Origin of the sequence: Secundilactobacillus pentosiphilus (assembly GCF_002217985.1) — a bacterium.
Classification (GTDB): Bacteria; Bacillota; Bacilli; order Lactobacillales; family Lactobacillaceae; genus Secundilactobacillus; species Secundilactobacillus pentosiphilus.
Genome location: NZ_BCMI01000034.1, coordinates 1 through 18,194, shown reverse-complemented (window position 1 = coordinate 18,194; position 18,194 = coordinate 1). Strand labels below are relative to the sequence as shown.

The 18,194-nt window shown below is 44.1% G+C and carries 16 protein-coding genes; 12 read left to right on the top strand and 4 right to left on the bottom strand.

Annotated features, from left to right (window positions below; translation table 11 throughout):
- The 5 genes from CES81_RS13685 to CES81_RS11975 all read left to right on the top strand — a co-directional run.
- The coding region (locus tag CES81_RS13685) for a hypothetical protein (RefSeq protein WP_225356405.1) at nt 1-181 on the top strand (181 nt) is incomplete at its 5' end.
- A 24-nt stretch (nt 182-205) separates the two neighbouring features.
- The gene (locus CES81_RS11990) at nt 206-526 is read left to right on the top strand and encodes a PTS sugar transporter subunit IIA (RefSeq protein WP_089121966.1); all 321 of its coding nucleotides are present in this window, start codon (nt 206-208) and stop codon (nt 524-526) included.
- Between the two features lie 116 nt (nt 527-642).
- Complete coding sequence (locus CES81_RS11985; RefSeq protein ID WP_089121965.1) at nt 643-1,941, top strand: nucleobase:cation symporter-2 family protein; 1,299 nt, start codon at nt 643-645, stop codon at nt 1,939-1,941.
- A 300-nt stretch (nt 1,942-2,241) separates the two neighbouring features.
- Nucleotides 2,242-2,715, top strand: coding sequence for a nucleoside 2-deoxyribosyltransferase (locus CES81_RS11980; protein WP_089089202.1), 474 nt, complete (start codon nt 2,242-2,244; stop codon nt 2,713-2,715).
- Between the two features lie 196 nt (nt 2,716-2,911).
- A complete protein-coding gene (locus CES81_RS11975) occupies nt 2,912-4,744 on the top strand; it encodes a glycosyl hydrolase family 28-related protein (RefSeq protein ID WP_089121964.1) in 1,833 nt (610 codons plus the stop codon).
- A gap of 547 nt (nt 4,745-5,291) precedes the next feature.
- On the opposite strand, the gene CES81_RS11970 is transcribed toward CES81_RS11975, so the two are convergent.
- Nucleotides 5,292-6,170, bottom strand: a complete 879-nt coding sequence (locus tag CES81_RS11970; protein ID WP_089121963.1) for a matrixin family metalloprotease — start codon at nt 6,168-6,170, stop codon at nt 5,292-5,294.
- A gap of 189 nt (nt 6,171-6,359) precedes the next feature.
- On the opposite strand from CES81_RS11970, the gene CES81_RS11965 reads away from it, so the two are divergent.
- Entirely contained in the window at nt 6,360-7,553 is a 1,194-nt protein-coding gene (locus tag CES81_RS11965; RefSeq protein ID WP_089121962.1) for an acetate/propionate family kinase, read from the top strand.
- A gap of 59 nt (nt 7,554-7,612) precedes the next feature.
- Here CES81_RS11965 and CES81_RS11960 read toward each other — a convergent pair whose 3' ends face one another.
- On the bottom strand, nt 7,613-8,230 hold the full coding sequence (locus tag CES81_RS11960) for an alpha/beta hydrolase (protein ID WP_089121961.1): 618 nt from the start codon (nt 8,228-8,230) through the stop codon (nt 7,613-7,615).
- 347 nt (nt 8,231-8,577) lie between these two features.
- On the opposite strand from CES81_RS11960, the gene CES81_RS11955 reads away from it, so the two are divergent.
- The 6 genes from CES81_RS11955 to CES81_RS11930 all read left to right on the top strand — a co-directional run bounded on the left by CES81_RS11955 (nt 8,578) and on the right by CES81_RS11930 (nt 14,326).
- Nucleotides 8,578-9,486 carry a GH25 family lysozyme gene (locus tag CES81_RS11955; RefSeq protein WP_089121960.1) on the top strand — a complete coding sequence of 303 codons (909 nt, stop codon included), beginning with the start codon at nt 8,578-8,580 and terminating at the stop codon, nt 9,484-9,486.
- Between the two features lie 696 nt (nt 9,487-10,182).
- Nucleotides 10,183-11,352, top strand: coding sequence for an aminotransferase class I/II-fold pyridoxal phosphate-dependent enzyme (locus CES81_RS11950; RefSeq protein ID WP_089088267.1), 1,170 nt, complete (start codon nt 10,183-10,185; stop codon nt 11,350-11,352).
- Between the two features lie 31 nt (nt 11,353-11,383).
- Nucleotides 11,384-12,379, top strand: coding sequence for a D-2-hydroxyacid dehydrogenase (locus tag CES81_RS11945; RefSeq protein ID WP_089121959.1), 996 nt, complete (start codon nt 11,384-11,386; stop codon nt 12,377-12,379).
- Between the two features lie 101 nt (nt 12,380-12,480).
- Nucleotides 12,481-13,233, top strand: coding sequence for an alpha/beta hydrolase (locus CES81_RS11940; protein ID WP_145993354.1), 753 nt, complete (start codon nt 12,481-12,483; stop codon nt 13,231-13,233).
- Nucleotides 13,234-13,527: 294 nt separating this feature from the next.
- Nucleotides 13,528-13,821, top strand: a complete 294-nt coding sequence (locus tag CES81_RS11935) for a hypothetical protein (RefSeq protein WP_089088270.1) — start codon at nt 13,528-13,530, stop codon at nt 13,819-13,821.
- 13 nt (nt 13,822-13,834) lie between these two features.
- On the top strand, nt 13,835-14,326 hold the full coding sequence (locus CES81_RS11930; RefSeq protein ID WP_225356404.1) for an alcohol dehydrogenase: 492 nt from the start codon (nt 13,835-13,837) through the stop codon (nt 14,324-14,326).
- Nucleotides 14,327-14,473: 147 nt separating this feature from the next.
- On the opposite strand, the gene CES81_RS11925 is transcribed toward CES81_RS11930, so the two are convergent.
- Nucleotides 14,474-16,453, bottom strand: coding sequence for a hypothetical protein (locus CES81_RS11925; RefSeq protein ID WP_089121957.1), 1,980 nt, complete (start codon nt 16,451-16,453; stop codon nt 14,474-14,476).
- Nucleotides 16,454-16,469: 16 nt separating this feature from the next.
- On the bottom strand, nt 16,470-17,954 hold the full coding sequence (locus CES81_RS11920; protein WP_089121956.1) for a hypothetical protein: 1,485 nt from the start codon (nt 17,952-17,954) through the stop codon (nt 16,470-16,472).
- Nucleotides 17,955-18,194 lie beyond the last annotated feature (240 nt).

The window sequence follows — 18,194 nt, the reverse complement described above, 5'->3', positions numbered from 1 at the left end:
CCCTGTTAAATATGCTTTAATAGCTATAATTTTAGTATCCCAGGAAATTTTAGTCATAGAAATACCCCCAAAGTTGTTTCCAACTTTGGGGGTACACGTCAGAAAGGGTTCTTTTTTTGACTTTATTGACGGCAAAAAAAGCATTGCATCTCTTACTGATTGGCGCTACCGTAATACTTAAAAAACGGACTTTAGGGGGAATAACATGAGCGATGACGAACAGCACGTGGCCATGCAGTTGATTCTAGCTGCCGGTGACGTTAAAAAGATGGCATTTGCAGGAATTGAACTGGCGAAGGAGGGGCAGATCTCGGCGGCACAGGTGAAATTCGCTGATGCTGAAAAACGTCTAGGCGAAGGGCATCGACTTCAGAGTACTTACGTCAGTGCACACGTTGATGCCGATGAAGGGCCATCCTTACTGATGGTGCACGCCCAAGACCATTTAAGTATGGCATTGACAACGGTTGAACTTGGTCGCGAACTGGTGTCGGTTTACGCACAGCTAAACCGGTTGAAACAGTAAAAACGAACTTTATAGCTGATATTGATATGAATGTTCATAATTTAATTGAACGGCTCACCTGTAGATGATAGTATGGAGACAAGGATGACATAAAACCGAATGAGGGGTATTGGGACTTGGAAACTGTTAAAAATAATCGTTCAGTTGTCAAAAACTTGATTTTAGGCTTTCAGCATTTATTGGCGATGTATTCTGGTGATATTTTAGTTCCGCTGCTTGTTGGCGGCGCGCTGCATTTTAGCGCTGCCCAGATGACTTACTTAGTTTCAATGGACATTTTTATGTGCGGAATCGCGACGTTACTGCAGTTGAAGCGGACTGCTATCACGGGTATCGGCTTGCCAGTTGTTTTGGGGTGTGCCGTTGAGTACGTGGCGCCGCTTCAAAGTATCGGCAATCATTTCGGCTGGACTTATATGTATGGCGGCATTATTGCGGCGGGGCTCTTCATCATTCTGGTTGCGGGTCCCTTTGCCAGCTTGCGGCGGTTCTTTCCGCCGGTGGTAACGGGATCGTTGATTACCTTGATTGGTTTCACACTGATTCCAGTGGCGTTTCAAAACCTTGGCGGCGGGGATGCCACAGCCAAAAGCTTTGGGTCGCCGATTAATTTGATCTTGGGCTTTACAACGGCTTTAGTCATTATTGTGATCAATATTTGGGGTCGCGGGTTTATCAAGCAAATTGCTATTTTGATTGGGATCCTCATTGGTACGCTGCTGGCCATTGCAATGGGCAGGGTGGGGTTTGCCCCCGTTAGTGCCGCTCATTGGTTGCAGCTACCACGTCCGTTTTACTTTGGTGTTCCACGGTTTGAATGGTCGTCAATTGCCACGATGATTTTGGCGGCGGTTACCTGTATGATCGAATCAACCGGTGTCTACTTTGCTTTGGCAGAGATTACGGGTCGTGATTTGAATACCAAGGATTTGAAACATGGTTACCGTTCTGAAGGATTGGCTGCCATTCTGGGCGGGATCTTTAATACGTTTCCGTATTCAACCTTCTCCCAAAACGTGGGCATCGTTCAACTATCGGGGATCAAAACCCTTCGGCCAGTTTACTATTCAGCCTTTCTTTTGATCTTTCTCGGTCTGATTCCCAAGTTTGGCGCCATCGCGACCCTGATCCCCGCGTCCGTTTTAGGCGGCGCCATGCTGATTATGTTTGGCATGGTGGGTGCTCAAGGAATCAAGATGCTGATGAAAGTGGCATTAAACAACCGTAACTTGTTGATTATTGCCGTGTCCGTTGGTTTAGGTTTAGGGGTCACGACGCAACCTCACTTATTTCAGTTCCTACCAGCAGAAGCACAGACGATTTTGAGCAACGGGATGGTCGTAGGGAGTTTTGTAGCGGTTATTCTCAATGTGTTATTGAATAATACGGCACTCAAACATAAACTTGAAGATTAGTTAAGGAAGCTCAGTTGTCGTCTTTACCACCTGTAAGCTTGAAATAAGGATTTGAAAAGACGTGTAAATTACCGCTTAGCAGTGGTTACAGCAAATTAAATAAATAATTCTCATTAAACTTTAATTGAATGATCGTTTAAAATCCGCTACTATAAGTTTGCTAAACAATTGTTGGCATGCGATTTTGCCATCGTGTGCGGAATAAGGAGCTGTCATAACGGAGCTGTTATGGCGGTTCTTTTCGTTAAGACTCATTTACAGTATGCTAATGGTTAATCAGATAAAGGAGCGTAACTTGTCATGAACAATATTTACTTAGCAGCCCCATTTTTCAGTGACGGTCAAAATGACCGTGTTAACGAAGTCGTCAGTTTATTACGCGCCAACCCCACCGTTGCCGAAAACGGCATTTTTATCCCGTCTGAACACCAGCAGGAAGATTTAGAATTTGGTACTTTTAAATGGCAAGTTGCTACGTTCAATAGTGATGTCCGGCAGATCCATAAGGCGGATGCCGTAGTTGCTATTTTAGATTACCAGTATGAAGAAACACAGGAAAACGAACCGGATTCAGGCACGATTTTTGAAATTGGTGCGGCTTGGGAGGCCGGTGTGCCGGTGGTCCTGGTTCAATATGATGAAAGTAAGAAGCTAAACCTCATGTTAGCGCAGTCGTATACCGCTTTTTACAATGGTAAGGCAGCTATCCAAGCCTTGAAGACTTATGATTTTAATGATTTGCCGCAGCATTATACTGATAAAGAAGTATTTTAGAAAAGTATTTGTCATTCGCAGGGGGTCCCGGTTTGGGATCCCTTTTTTACTGTTACCTGGTCCGGTAAAGAAGGACGGCGTGTTATAAATCGGTAACATGCTTGAAACCGAAATATATTCTTACTCATGACCACCTTGTGATATAATTTTCTAGTATTAGAGGAGTTTTATGTTTTGTGAGAGGATGACGTAATATATGAGTAAACCAAGGAAAATAATGTTAGGCGTATTAGCCCTAGGGGTTATCGCTGGCGTTGGGTTTACGCAGTTTGGCACGAGTAATAGCAGTATTAACCAAACTGTTGTGGCTCACGCAGCGACCAAGGTTGATGCCAAAGATTATGGAATGGTTGGGGACGGCAAAACCGATAACGCCCCGATACTTCAAAAAATTATTAATGCTTATAGTCCGGAAGATAACGTTACCATTCAGGTTCCAAAGGGGACTTATTTGTTTACGAATGATGACTTGAAGGCCATCGAGCTTCATTCAAATATTACCTTTAATTTTGATAAAGACGCTGTTTTTCAGATAAAAAAGGGTGACCGGATGGCCTTTGCTTATCCAAGTCCTAAGGGCGGCTACGATGGCGGAATTAGTAATGTCACATGGAATAATGCCACTTTCCGCGGTGATTACAACAGCGCTGACGGTCAGAGTGTCTTCGTGCAGTCGATCCACCATGCTTCAAACGTTGATTTTAATAACTGTACTTTTGATAATGCTGAATCACCAACTGGGCATTATATCGATATTGATGGCAGTCATAATGTTAACATTAAGGGATCGACGTTTACTGGTTTTAATGCGAATACCGACTTTGATTACAAGGAAGCTATTCAAGTTGATTATTCGGACACTAAAGCCATGTCGTACCACGAGCCAGGTGACGTTTATGATTACTTACCATCATATGATATTAATGTAACTGGCAATAAGTTTATTCCACTTTCAAACGCTTCCGGGACAGTTAAGTCATTTGCACCAAACCCGATTGGCCAGCACGTGGTTTATGCAAAGGGTGTTCATGGGATTATTCATGACATTCATTTTACTGATAATTACGTTCAAGATGCCAAGCCGCAGTTAAGCGATGACGGTGCCAACATTCACTTTGTTTGTGTTTCAGATTTGTATATCAGTCATAACACGTTTGAAAATAAGGGTGCGTTAGGTTCAGGAAACTATATCCGGATCTATAACATTTCGCCTACTGCGAAGATGTCCAACATCCAAATCACCAATAATAATTTTGTTAACTTGGATCCTAATAACCGTTATATCTACTTTGATAATACCAAGGGTGCTGGCATTACTGGTGTTAAGGTTACGGGCAATAAGATCACCAGTTCTAATAGCAAAATTCCGTTCGTGTTGAGTGCAGGGATGGACACTGGCGACATGAAGGTCAGTTCCAACACCAACAACAAGAACGTCAAGGTAAAACCAACCGATGTTAAAAACACCACCAAGCTTCAAAAATTGACCGGTAAGTACAAGGGAAATAAAGCAACTAACAAGAAGGAATCATATGTTGCTGGCTATGATGCGCAGTACGCTAAACTAGCTTCGTCAGCTGCTAAGAAATATAGCCTGTATAACCATGTTCGCGGCCATGCTGGCTGGTACATCTATAATTCACGTGATGGCTGGTCACACGCTAAGAAGTCTGGTCTGGTCTACGTTGATATGCGTGCAACGGCTGATAGCGGCAACTGGTACCGGATCCGGTTCAGTAAAGACTCGAATGCTCGCAAATACTGGGTTCGTTCCGGTGCGTTGAAGTTTGATAAGATCACGTATGAATCTTATGAACGGACAATGAATCCACTGAAGAAGTATACGATGTATACAAAAGTCTTTAATGATCCGCAACTGGCTAAATTAGCTGGTACTACGGCTGATTTGGGTTCCAAGTCAGTTTCAATCACTAAGCGGGCAAGAAGAGTTTCCGTTTATGACGGCAAGACTTCGACTTACTACTTGGTTAACGATAAATACTGGACTCGTGCTAGTGCGTTCTATTAGAATAAACTGATACTAAACTGTTAACCACCCGTCATTGTGGGTGGTTTTTTTATAGTTTGACCACTGCTGATTTAAGCGTATCGAGAAGCTGTGACATAAGTCTATATTGATAAAAATTTCATTTGGTTTCTTGACTTAAAGACAATTTAAAGTTTGCTTTTTCTCAATGCTTTAATCTAGTCTAAGCCTGCGCCACAACTCAGATTCCGGCCATTTAACACAAAAAAGACGTATTCCGACAAAGTTCGATGGAATACGTCTTTTTACGTTAAATTCTGGAATCTACCGAGTTGTGTCACACTCTCATCAAAAAAGTCGACCGCTAATGCGGTCGACTTGAATAATGGCTCTATGTGCATTCACCAAGAGTGAATAATTGAGATTGGTGATATGTACGCTTGATTTATCATTTAATATCTTAACATGTCAGTGGACATGAGTTCAATATTATTTTAGTTTCAACGGCCTGTAAGTAGCCGGAAAGTAAATGAAAAGAACCTTGAACGGCTATTTGGCTAGTCTTTCAAGGCTCTTTTACGACTTAAAATTAATTTTGTGCGTTGTGAATGGCGAGTGCTAATTTCGCACGATTGACGTCCGTCTTGTCCAGTGGATTGAAGCCGTTTTGACTAGCTTTGACTTTAGTGTAGCTGTAGATGCTGGGTGTTGAACTGTTAGCAGCCATGGCATCCTTGGCATTAGCGGAATGCTTCAGACCCAGTGAGTGCCCCATTTCGTGAGCGATAATATTGGCGTATTCAAAGGTTCTAGCTTTCACGTCGATTTTTTGACTCACAATATTACGTTTCCGCGTATCGAGTTGCTTTTTAGCTAGGTTGATCTGCTTTGCACGATAAGTATTGTATTCGTGAGCAAAATCGACCTTGTTTGCAATTTTATGCCCATACGCGATGACGTGTTGGTTAACTGACGTAACGGCTGTTGCAGTACTCTGGTTGATCATCTTGCTGCGAATTTTTGGGAGCTGTTGGTTATAGTCAGTTTGTTCCAGCGAAATCTGTTGCTGTGCTGGTCTCCACCAGGCGTCGGCACTTGTATTCCTGCTGGTCATCCCCACCTGCAGCGTATGGCTGGCTTTGGTTCCGTTAACGAAAATCTTGCGGCCTAGTTTTTGGTTCCAGTACGACATTGCCAATCGCACACTTTTCTTTAACTGTGAGTTCTTGCTGGCAACGTAAACCTTAGCTGTCTCACTGTGGGTCAACGCTGTTTGTGAGCTGTAGTTTAGCCCATACCGAGCAGCTAACCTCTTAGCATTAGCTTTGTAGTAGGATTGTCTTTGCTTCAAAACGGCGGTGCTCGGTGTCAGTGTAGCAGCGTGCCCCGTCATTTCAAAAGTTGAAAGCGGTACCGATAAACTGATCAGCAAAGTTGAAGCCGCAATAAAAAAACGTCCTCTTTTCAAAATGATTCCCCCCTAAAAGAATCCCTATTACTTGTGTTAACGTATATTGTAAGTAATTGTATTGTATAGGATAAGTTTTACGCGTTCAACGAATATGCGCTTTTTTTGAAAGGTGTATGACCTTTTTGTGAACTTGGCTTAAACGGCTGCCATATCCTGTAAAATAGGGGTAAACGGAGGTATTGACCTATGACAAAACTACTGCTGATCAATGCTGGAAGTTCTTCTTTAAAGTGGCAGCTGGTAAATATGCCAGCGGAACACGTGATTGCGGCAGGCCAAGTGGAACGGCTCAATTTACCAGGGACCATCGTTAAAGTCGAGGTTGGTCATCAAAAAACCAAAGAAGTGGTGGAGACTTTAGACGAAATCGCGGCCATTGACCGCGTACTGAAACGGTTGATTACGGTCGGCGGTGTTCAAACACTGGACGAGGTCGAGGCGGTAGGCCACCGGGTCGTGGCCGGCGGCACCCTTTTTAAGGGACCAATTAAGCTGACACCTAGTCGAATCGATCAGTTAAGGGGACTCAGTGAATTAGCGCCGCTGCACAACCCGTTAGAGGTTAAATGCATTGAGCTGCTAGCCCAAAGGTTGTCTGGTGTGCCGCAATACGCAGTGTTTGATAGTGCTTATTTTCAGGGCTTGCCCGAAAAAACCGCAATTTATGGAATCCCGTATGATTGGACTAAAAAATATCAGATTCGACGTTATGGCGAACACGGTATTTCACATCAATATTTAGCTAATCGAGCTGCTGAGATGTTAAAACGACCGTTAAGTGAGCTAAACCTGATTACCATGCATTTGGGAAGCGGGGCTTCAATTACTGCGGTAAAAAACGGTCAACCCTTTGATACTTCCATGGGCCTCACACCCGTAACGGGAGTCATGATGGGAACCCGTAGCGGCGATGTCGATCCAACTATCGTGCCATACTTGATGAAGCGTTTAGGAATGGAAACGCCCGAAGTCGTGATCCAAGAGTTAAATGCCTCATCAGGTTTACTTGGCGTTTCCGGAGTGTCCTCCGATATGCGTGATTTGCATGACGCCGCTAAAAGTAATCAGCGCGCGAAACTGGCAATGGATATGTTTGTTAACCAAGTGGTTAAGTTAGTTGGCGGTTACTATACAGAAATCGGTGGCGCGGATGCACTGGTATTTGCGGGTGGTATCGGTGAAAAAGATCCGGTGATCCGTCAGGCGATTATCGATGGCTTGGGTGTTTTAGGAATCAAAATTAACCAGAAACTTAACGAAGCTGACCATACCGGTTTCTTAGAAGCCCAGGACAGCCGTGCTAAAGTCATGCTGATTCCAACCAATGAAGAGTTAGCTATGGCGCGGGGCGTGCAGCTGCTAATGGATACTGAAAAATAACGTTAGTAGACTAAATATTGAAAAAAACTTGGAAGCAGTTTGACTGCTTTCAAGTTTTTTTATTGTGGTAATTTATTGATCCAGGCCTGCGCTGCTATTAGTTCGGTCTGTGTCAGGTGATGTGATTGATGATTTTTAAATATTTTAGTGGCGACCTGTGCAGCCATTAGTTGCTGCGTTAATTGATCAAAATTAGTTTCTGAAACGATCGGGTCAAGGTCACCAAAAGTTGTAAATACTCGGTAACCTGTCAAATCAACGGGTTGCTTGGGTGGTGTGATCATCATCGGATGCAACAGCACCGCGGTTTTAAAAGGGGTGGTGCGATTTAGCCAGGTATAAGCGGCAATGTTTGCCCCGTTAGAAAAGCCCAGAACAATTAATTGGCTAATATTGAGCCGATAACGTGCTGTTTCCTGCTGAACGGCATCTAGTAACCAATCCGTTTCCTGATTTAAATTATTTAAATCAAACGAACCATCTTTGCGACGGATAAAGTAACGGTTGCTGCCATCCTGAATGATACGGCCGCGAATGCCTAGTTTAGGGTGTTCAGGGAATAAAAAAGTAGCGATTGGCAGTAAATCACTTTCATCACCACCGGTTCCGTGCAGCATTAGGACCGGCGCCAAGCTAGTTTTTCCCGGATAGAACGCGGCATGAATGTCATTAGTCATTAGTTTAGGAGCCTCCTTTGTAGCGGATTATTTTGAACGTATTATGACAGATTATCGGGGCGGGGACAAATGGGGTAGGTGGTTTAATTAGGTTCCAGTCTCTAAGCGTCTGCTTCCACACCTTGTCATAATCAGGTTCCAGCAGGCAGAAAGCTGCATGTAAGTCAAAACAGGTACAAATCCAAACCCAGAATTTCCACCTGTTCCGCCTTACACTCCGCTTTCTAAGCGCCTGCTTCCACACCTTGTCACACAACAGTAAATGAACTGTAATTCACATGTTTTCACACTGTTTCATTCCTGCGTTACACTAGATATAATTAAAAATTTAGATTAAGGGGAATTACATGAAAAAAAATCAATTAATGAAAAGAATTTTTGCCGGTTCCTTAGCACTTGTTAGTGCCCTCACCGTTGGGACCACTGCCTTTGCCGCTAAGACTAAGATTGCCGACGTTTCACAGTACCAGGGGAACATTAACTGGTCGAAGGCTTCCAAGGATTTACGGATGACTATTATCCGGGTTAAACATGGTAATCCTGGTGATTCAGATTACCGCATTGATTCAAAGCGTAATGTCAATGCCAACGGTGCGTATAAACACGGGACACCATTTGGTCAATATGACTTTGCTGAATTCAACAGTTCTGCCGATGCTGTGAACGATGCACGTCAATTTTATGCTTTATCCAACAAGCACGCGAGATTTTATGTCTTAGATAACGAAAAGCGCGGTGCTGGCGCCAAAGGTCACGAACAGACCTACGTCAATGCTTGGTATAAGACAATGCGGACGTTGACCAACAAGCCGTTAGTTTACTATTCATACGAAAACTACGTCCACGTGCACAAAATGAACTATTCGAAGTTTAACGGTTCATGGATCGCTGATTATGGCGCAAAGCCAGACGTTTCAACGGATCTTTGGCAGTACACCAGTTCTGGCTCACTTTCAGGTATTAGCGGCCGGGTTGACTTAAGCCGAACGGTGGATAATTCAACGGTTACTAAGTGGTATACCAATACGCCAAAGGCTACCTACTTCACCAGCGTTTCAAACGGCCAACAGTTACGCGCTACCCGGAATATCAACCGTTACAAGACAGCCAATTTAACGGGTAAAGTTGGGAGCTTAAAGTACAATTCTAACTTAACAGCTAAAGCCATTGCACGTTCATCTCACGGAACTTACCGTGTTCAGTTGAGCGATGGTAGTTACATTACTGCTAATAAGGGCTATATTCAGGCACGTTAAAATTGAAGTTCTAGAAGTCATCATTCCAGGTGGGGTGGTGGCTTTTTTATTATTGCTGAACTGGGCTCCAGCAGACAGAGAGCTGCATGTAAGTCAAAACAGGTATAAATCCAAGCCCGGGATTTCCACCTGTTCCGCCTTACACTCCGCTCTCTAAGCGTCTGCTTCCACACCTTGTCATAATCGGGTTCCAGCAGACAGAGAGCTGCATGTAAGTCAAAACAGGTATAAATCCAAGCCCGGGATTTCCACCTGTTCTGCCTTACACTCCGCTCTCTAAGCGTCTGCTTCCACACCTTGTCATAATCGGGCTCCAGCAAGCAGAGACTTGCACCTAAGTCACTTGGGACACAAATCCAAGCCCGGGATTTATGTCCCAAGCGCCTTAGGCTCCAGTCTCTAAGCGCTTGCTTCCGCACCTTGTTTCTTCACCTTGTTTTCCCCACATTAAAATGCTATGATAAAAATAACATCTATTCTGAGAGGCTAATAATTATGCAAACAATTAGAGTTACTCAAGTGAATAGTCGCTTTTACTTTTGGTTTTTCCAGTACTGATCTGTGGAGAGCCAGAAGCGTTTTGTGATGAAATGCAAACGACCACGCAGATCAGGTTCTGACTGCGTGGGGATAAGCTTCGAGACCCGTACAGTCACTGACTGTACGGGTCTTTTATATGATAAGGAGTGTTGGAATATGAGTCGATTGTCAGAAAGCATGAAACAGGAGCTGAAACAGATTCAGCCATCATCAATTTTAAAATTTAATCAGGAAATTTCTAAGGTGCCGGATATGGTGAAATTAACCCTTGGTGAGCCGGACTTTAACACACCGGATCACGTTAAGCAGGCTGCTATTCACAGTATTGAAAATAACGAGAGTCACTATACGAATTCTCGCGGGATCGATGGTCTCCGTAAAGCCGCTTCAAAATTTTTGAGTGATAAATATCACGTTCACTATGATCCAGAAACGCAAATTCTGATCACGACCGGTGCTACTGAAGGTATCTTCTCGTCTTTGACTGCGATGCTGAACCCTGGCGATTCGGTGATTATCCCAACGCCCATCTTTCCGATATATATTCCAGACACCATGTTAAATGGTGCTAAACCCATCTTTTTGGATACGTCTGATAATGGGTTCATCTTGTCACCCGAAAAGCTGCAGGAAACGATTGAAGCCAACAAGGATACGGTAAAGGCCGTCGTTTTGAACTTCCCGTCTAACCCAACTGGTGTCACTTACAACCGCGACGAGGTGCAGGCGCTGGCTGACGTCTTGAAACAGTACGATATCTTCGTTTTGAGTGATGAAATTTATTCAGAACTGACTTATGGTGAGCACCATGTTTCGATGGGCGAACTGCTGCCGGACCAGACGATCCTATTGAACGGTGTGTCAAAGTCGCACGCCATGACCGGTTGGCGGATCGGCCTGGTATGCGGGCCGGCTGACGTCATCACGGAAATCGGTAAGGTACACCAATTCGCCATTACTTCGGCAACGACGAATGCTCAAGTGGCAGCCGAAGAAGCCTTTAAGAATGGCCCGGACGATGGGGTCGCCATGCGTAAAATTTACCAGCAGCGTCGTGACTTATTGCTGGCTGGTCTAAAGGATGCGGGTTTTGAATGTGCTAGTCCTAAAGGGGCCTTTTACCTCTTCGCTAAGATCCCAGCAAACCTGAATCAGGACAGTGCCGCTTTCTGCTATGAATTAGCCAAAGAAGCCAAAGTGGCAGTCATTCCCGGTGCTTCATTTGGCCCCGGCGGTGAAGGCTACGTTCGGATCAGTTACGCCGCCAGCACGGCTGATTTAAAGAAGGCCGTTGAACGGATTCAAAAATTTGTTGATCAGCATTAATAAGAAATGATTGAGGAAGAGGGAAAACGCAGTGAAGTTTTTGTTATATCATGCACGTGAAGATGAGTTAGTTGCTGTTAAGGATTGGATGAAGGCTCACCCGGATGTTCAGGTAGACACGAACGATGTGCCGTTAACTGAAAAAACCGTTGAATTAGCAAAGGGTTATGACGGTATTGTTATTCAGCAGCATATTCCAGTGGATTCGCCCAAAATCTACCAGCGGCTGCACGAATTTGGCATTAAACAGCTGACGCTACGGATCACGGGGTACGAAATCGTGGACTTAAAACAGGCTGCTGAGAACCACCTGGTGGTGACCAACGTGCCTGCTTATTCGCCACGCTCCGTTAGTGAACTGGTACTGGCACACGTGATGACGCTGGTCCGTCACTTAGGAATCACCAAAGCGCGTCAGGCTCACCACGACTTTACGTGGGGCGGCTTGGAAGCTAACGAAATCCACAATTTGACGATCGGCATTATTGGCGCTGGTAAAATCGGCAGTGCGGTTGCCCGGATATTTAAGGCGCTGGGAGCCACAGTGATTGCTGCCGACCCGATTCACCGGCCGGAGCTAGGCGACACGTTAACCTATACTGACCACGAAACGGTGTACAAGACAGCCGACATTGTTACCATGCACACGCCCTTAACCGATGAAACCCACCACATGATCGATAAGCACGTCTTTAAAATGATGAAGCCGTCCGCATTCTTCATTAACGCCTCCCGTGGGCCGGTAGTGGTTGCCGATGATTTAGTAAATGCCCTGGAAACGGGTGAAATTGCCGGTGCTGGGATCGACACGATCGAAGGCGACAGTCAAATCTTCAGTCAGGATTGGTCCAATAAGCAACTGGATAATCCGCCACTGGAAAAGTTACTGACGATGCCTAACGTGAGTGTCAGCCCACACATAGGTTTCTATACGGATGCCGCGGTGGCTAACATGGTGGAAATTGCGTTGGACGATGTTTTAACCATCGTTCAGGGCGGTACCAGCCGTCATCAAGTTACCGAATAAGTTGAATGAAGTTTAAATCGTACTCCCAGTTTGGAAGTACGATTTTTTTGGCTGAATAGTGTAGAATAATTATAAGAAAAGAGTAAAGGACGGTGCTGACCATGAATTTGCCACAGTCATTTTATTTTAAAGCGGGTAAACCGGCCATTTTGCTGCTGCACACCTTTTCCGGGACGCCAGATGACGTTCGCGTGATGGGCCGTCGCCTGCAGAAACGGGGATATACGGTATTGGGTCCCACGTTTAGCGGCCACGGGACCGCTGATCCGCAGCAGATTTTTAAAGTTGGCAGTCCGGACCGTTGGTGGCAGGATACCAGTGCCGCGGTTCACCAGCTGATTTCTGACGGCCACCGGGAAATCGCGGTTTTTGGAGAGTCTTTGGGTGGTATTTTTGCGATGAAGGCTTTAGCACAATTTGAGGAAGTCGTTGCTGGTGGTACGATCGATACCCCTCTTTTTCCGGTAAACAAGGGTCGAGTGGCGAAGCGTTTCTTGGAAGAGTGTCAGAAATGGTATGGTAAATTAAAGCTCTCACCTGATGAAACGGCTGAAAAGATGCAATTCTTGGCTCAGCATATTGATGAAATGCTGACGCTGATTAGCGAGTACACGGGACCAGTCCACGATGAAATTGCTGGCTTAACCAAGCCGGTTTTTATCGCGCAAGCGGATGCGGACGAATTAATTGACCGTCATATTGGTCAGCGCTTGGCCGACTATTTATCAACCAGTGCCCCAGTGACTTACCGGCACTATCCAGCAGCTCCGCACGTGATAACTTTCAGCCCTCAAGGCAATCAGTTAGCTGAAGATATTGGTGAATTTCTCCAGACAATCAAGTTTCTTGACTAAAACACAGCTTAATCTCCACTCCTCTAATGTAGCCTTAACCCGCGCCATAACTCAGATTCCAGCCATTCAACACCAAAAAGTGTTCTTTCGATCATGACCACGGAAGAACGCTTTTTGATGTTGAATGCTGAAAGCTACCGAGTTATATCACGGTTTCTCCATTTTTTTAATTTTTTTTGAAAAAACTGGTAAACAAAAAAAGCCTATAAACGTTGATTTTAAGCGTTTTCAGCGTACTATTAATAGTAGGTAATCTTTAAACTACATAGTAATTCAAAAGGGGGCCGAGTAAGGATGAAAAAGCGACATTTTTTAAGCAAACAAAGCTTTTTTGGGGGAATCGTGGCAGTTACGGTGGTATACGGAATTGATCAGTTTCCAAAACTGGCATTCGCTGCTACAAATCAATTATTAGCAAGAGCTGATCGTAAAGATTTGACTGAAGCAGTTTTTATTGGTGTTGGCTTGTTAGTTTGCCTATTAGGATTATTTGGAATGGACTGTTTTCGTGCCCGGCATCCACGCGTAAAGAAGTCGGCAGCAACATCAACCGGAGAACTGACAGAATCTGCTTCAACACAGCAATAAAGGGGGAGAAGAAATGAAAAGGATTGATTTAACCAACCAACATTTCGGACGTTTAACGGTTATCAGTTTTGCAGGTACGGGGAAAAATGGTAATGCACTGTGGAACTGTCGTTGTGATTGTGGCAAGGAAGTGATTGCTGACGGTTATTTACTACGTAAAGGAAGTATCAAGAGTTGCGGCTGTCTTCGTCGTGAACGCGGTCGTAAAGCAATGAAAAGTAATGCGCAGTTGATTGCTAACCGTGGGGATGTTAGCAACCTTCAGCAGGTGGATGGTACTAGTGTTGTTTCAATCATGAAAAAGCGTAAGACAAATAAGTCTGGTGTAGCTGGTGTTTCTTATGATAAGCGGTCAAAACGTTGGATTGCGCGCTTAATGATTCGCGGCGAGTACGTTTTGAATCACAGTTTCTTAACCTTTAACGATGCTGCAGCTGCCCGTGAAAAGGCAATCGAGGATCATTTAAGTAAAATCTTGGTTCAAAGAGAAGAAGTTACTCAGTAACAAAAGATTAAAAGTGAAATAATCAAAAAAGATTATCAGCAAGAAAGAGGCTGATAATCTTTTTTTGGTTAATCTAATTTTTAGCTAAATTGATGCAACGCAAAAACCGTTCATTTCTGCTGTTTTTCAGAAATGGATGGTTTATTACTATACTTTTGACCCAAGGTTGACCGTGCCGGAAAGACTGATAAAGTAGGCCGCTAACTCAGAGATTTGATTTCCGCCACCGCCATTATCTGCCGCAGCGTGCTGGAAGGACTGCCCGTTGTTAGCAATTGTATCACGATGGACTTGACCATTTTGTTCAGTATCCTTGGCGGTTGCTTGAGTTGAGTTATGATTTTGCGTAATTTGCTGTTTTTGTGGCGCGTTATTTTGACCAGATTGATTGTTACTGTTAGTACTTTGGCCGTTTTTATTAGCATTGTTGCCATGATTACTGTTTGCGGCAGTCATGGTTCGGCGAGCAGGTTGAGAAGCATTACCCAGTTGTGTGACAATTGGCATTGCGTTGTGTTGGAACGGATTTGCCTGTTGTTTAGGGTGGTCAACTTTGATGGTCAAAACACTATTTGTAGCGCCCAAAGTTGTGTTACCTTTTACGCCGTTACTTAAAATAACGAAACCGTTTTTGCGCATACGATTTAACTGCTGTTGAATCTGTGCGCGGACATTAGTACCTGGCTTACCACTAACGGTTAGCTGCCCAATTGGGTTGCCGACTTCTGTAACGACGTTGACGGTTGCAGTCGGCGCCGAAACTGGACTCGCTGGTACGGCAATTGGTGCCGTAACGGAGGCAACGTAAGCTGGTTGATTATTTTCGTTACTACCAGTGTTTTGATTGCCTGAGCCTGTATGGGTATTAATGTTGCTACCAGGATTAGTATGTGCATGGCCGGATTCGGAATGATTATCACTGGTTCCACCACCGTTGTGTGCCTGACCAGATTCGGGATGATTATCGCTAGTCCCGCCACCGTTATGCGTATGACCAGATTCGGGATGATTATCGCTAGTCCCGCCACCGTTATGCGTATGACCTGATCCAGAATGATTACCATCAACGCCGTTACCAGAATAAGGATGGGTGCGGCTTGATGATGACTGACTGCCGTAACTGCCGATTTTAATTGCTGGCAACTGGCCTTTTTGGAGATAAATACTGAAGCTATACTCGCCAGTTGACCCAATCGGCATCGTTTTAGACGTAACGATCCAGTTACTCGTATCTACACGACTAGTTTGACCTGCTTGGGGTTTGTAATAGTAGGTCACAGTAATCGGGTTGGCAATTGTAGGCGACTTGGCCGTTTGATTAATGATACCCGTAGGCATACCGCTAACGTGATCAAGCGTATAACCAGCAAACGAGATTAGATTATCATCTGTGCTATAGATTTGTCCCATAGTCGCAAAGTTGGTCGGCAGAGAATATGTCCAGAGTACTTTACTAGGATCATTAACATCAACGTAGCGAACCACGACTGTTGAAAGCGGCATGTAGTATAAATTGGCAGTCTGAGTCCCCGTACTAAAGCTATCTGGAATAGCAGCGTCGGCATTGCCCACGAAGGAGTAACCAGGAATGTGAGGCACTAGCGCAGACTTATTCTTAACGTTAGAACCAACTGCTCCTTGATAATTACCCGTAAAGGTATCACCGTCAATTTTCGAGTTAGTCACGCCATTTAACGTGTTGACCTTTAAGTGACCGATAGTTTCGGTCTTAGTACTGCTATTATCATTGCTTGGCTGATGATTGGTATTGTCACTAACTGGTGCAGATGATGAATTTGATGCTTCATCATTAGGTTTGGTTGATGAATCCGTGCTTGTTGAACTGGTAGAAATTGATGATGCAGAACTGCTGTCAGAGCGTGGGGAAGTGGGTGTAGTTGAAGTCGAAGCAGATGATGACGGCACAGTACTTGTTCTTGTCGCAAACGATCCCGCCGTATTGCCAGAAGCAGAGCCATTAGAGGGGGTGCTTGTAACAGTAGTTGTCATCTGCGTTTGAGAAGATGCCTGTGCATTCATCTGCTGTAGCTGAAAACCGGTTAGGACGGTTGCTGAAAAGAGACACGCTGCTAACCATTTATCTTTCGCTGCTTTGCTCATTCTCATCAACGCCACTTCCTTTCTATTCTGTGTCAGTGTGCTTATCTGGAAATAATTCTGGTAATTTTTGTCGCTTTGCGTCTAGAATCAGATCTGCTAGATTGGACCAGTCAACAGGTGTTGGCGGATCTTGCCAAATCACCTGAGTCTGGCTGACCTTTTTTGAATGAAAATCAGAGATATAAATATCAGTATCAGCGGTCAGATGTGAATCAATCACGATGTGAGCATGATTGAAGGCGTTAAGTGATTGAATAACATAATTGGTATACAGGTTGCCTTGGGAAAAGTCCACACAGATGTGAACTTGGTCCCTCATTAATTCAGCTGGAATGGCATTGATCAGTGCAAACATATAACTGAAGTACAAATTGACAGCCATTTTTTGGGTTAAGTATAAATCAGCACGACGTTGCAGCTTGGTGATGTTGTGTGAAACAACAACGTCGAATGCTGGATAAAGCTCAGCAAAAAACTTCACTTGATCTGGACTAATAAAGGTTGTGGGTTCAATGTAGAAGGTTGCAAATTGAAAGTGGATGCTTAGTAGACTGTTCCTTAATTGACTATCATTTACTAAGTGGGTTGTGAGTAAAACATTGTTGCTTTGCATCTCACCCATAAACTGCTCGGTTAATTCGTCAACGGCCGGAATGTTAGCAGCCAGTTCGTGCATCTTATTGAATCCCAAATAACCTTGTGCAATCAGGAAACTGTATAAATAGTTGAATTCGTCCTTCTTCAATGTTAACTGGTCTGCTAATAACTTTTGGAGCTGATTAAGCATCGCTGTACTTGATGCCGTTGGACTGATTTGAAGTTTCTGGTCTTTGCCAATCGGGTTAGAATTGAGCATCCGCAATAACCAAACCCGCAAGAAAGTTGATAACTTAGTCTCCTGGGTCGGGTTTAAGGGGTCAGACAATTCAGCTTGAATGGCCAAAATCATATCTTCTACCAACGGGTTAAGTGGCTCGAAAGGTTCCGACACACCGTTATACATCGTGTAGTAGAGCTGAAATAAATGCAGACGAATTGTAAATTCCTTGTTTGCATACAGACTGCTGGCTTGAAAGAAGCCGTGTTTTTCCAAAATGGCTTCAAGCGAATCCAGTGAACGATAGAACACGGAACTGCTCATGTAATTGGCAGTCACGTATTCCTTTTTGGTATACAAGTTATTGTAGAAAAACTGGTATTCTAACGCTGTAAAAAGCGGTGCCCGGTTTAAATAGACCAGGGTTACTTTCTGCAAGATATAGGAGTTCAGTCCGAAAGCTTGCCACATCCCCTTATTAGGCTCATCCAGATAACAGGGTGTCCCTTCTGAAACGGAAGCTAAATCAGCGTTCATCGTTTCAAAGTACTTATTCAACTGATAGTTTGTCAACGATAGCGATTGCGCTAATTCTTCCTTATTCAAAGACTGATTAGCTTGTTGGGTGAAACGTGATAAGATATCGAAACAAATGTTATCGTTTTTTGACAATAAAAACGTATAATCCATGGCAGCCATTCCAATCATTATTGCTCGATTAATATTCCACCCTAAATTATACCTTATTATAGTATATTTGCGACCGTTAATCAGGCTTTCGAAATAATTAGTTTCACCACTTTTTTTAAAAAACTAAAAAAAAGTGGGAGACGCGAAGTATTGAATTTACCGGCCTTTCAAGCCATAATTAATCATGTACTAAAGGTTGAAAGCACGAAAATGAGCCACAGCTCTTGGTATCATTGAGTT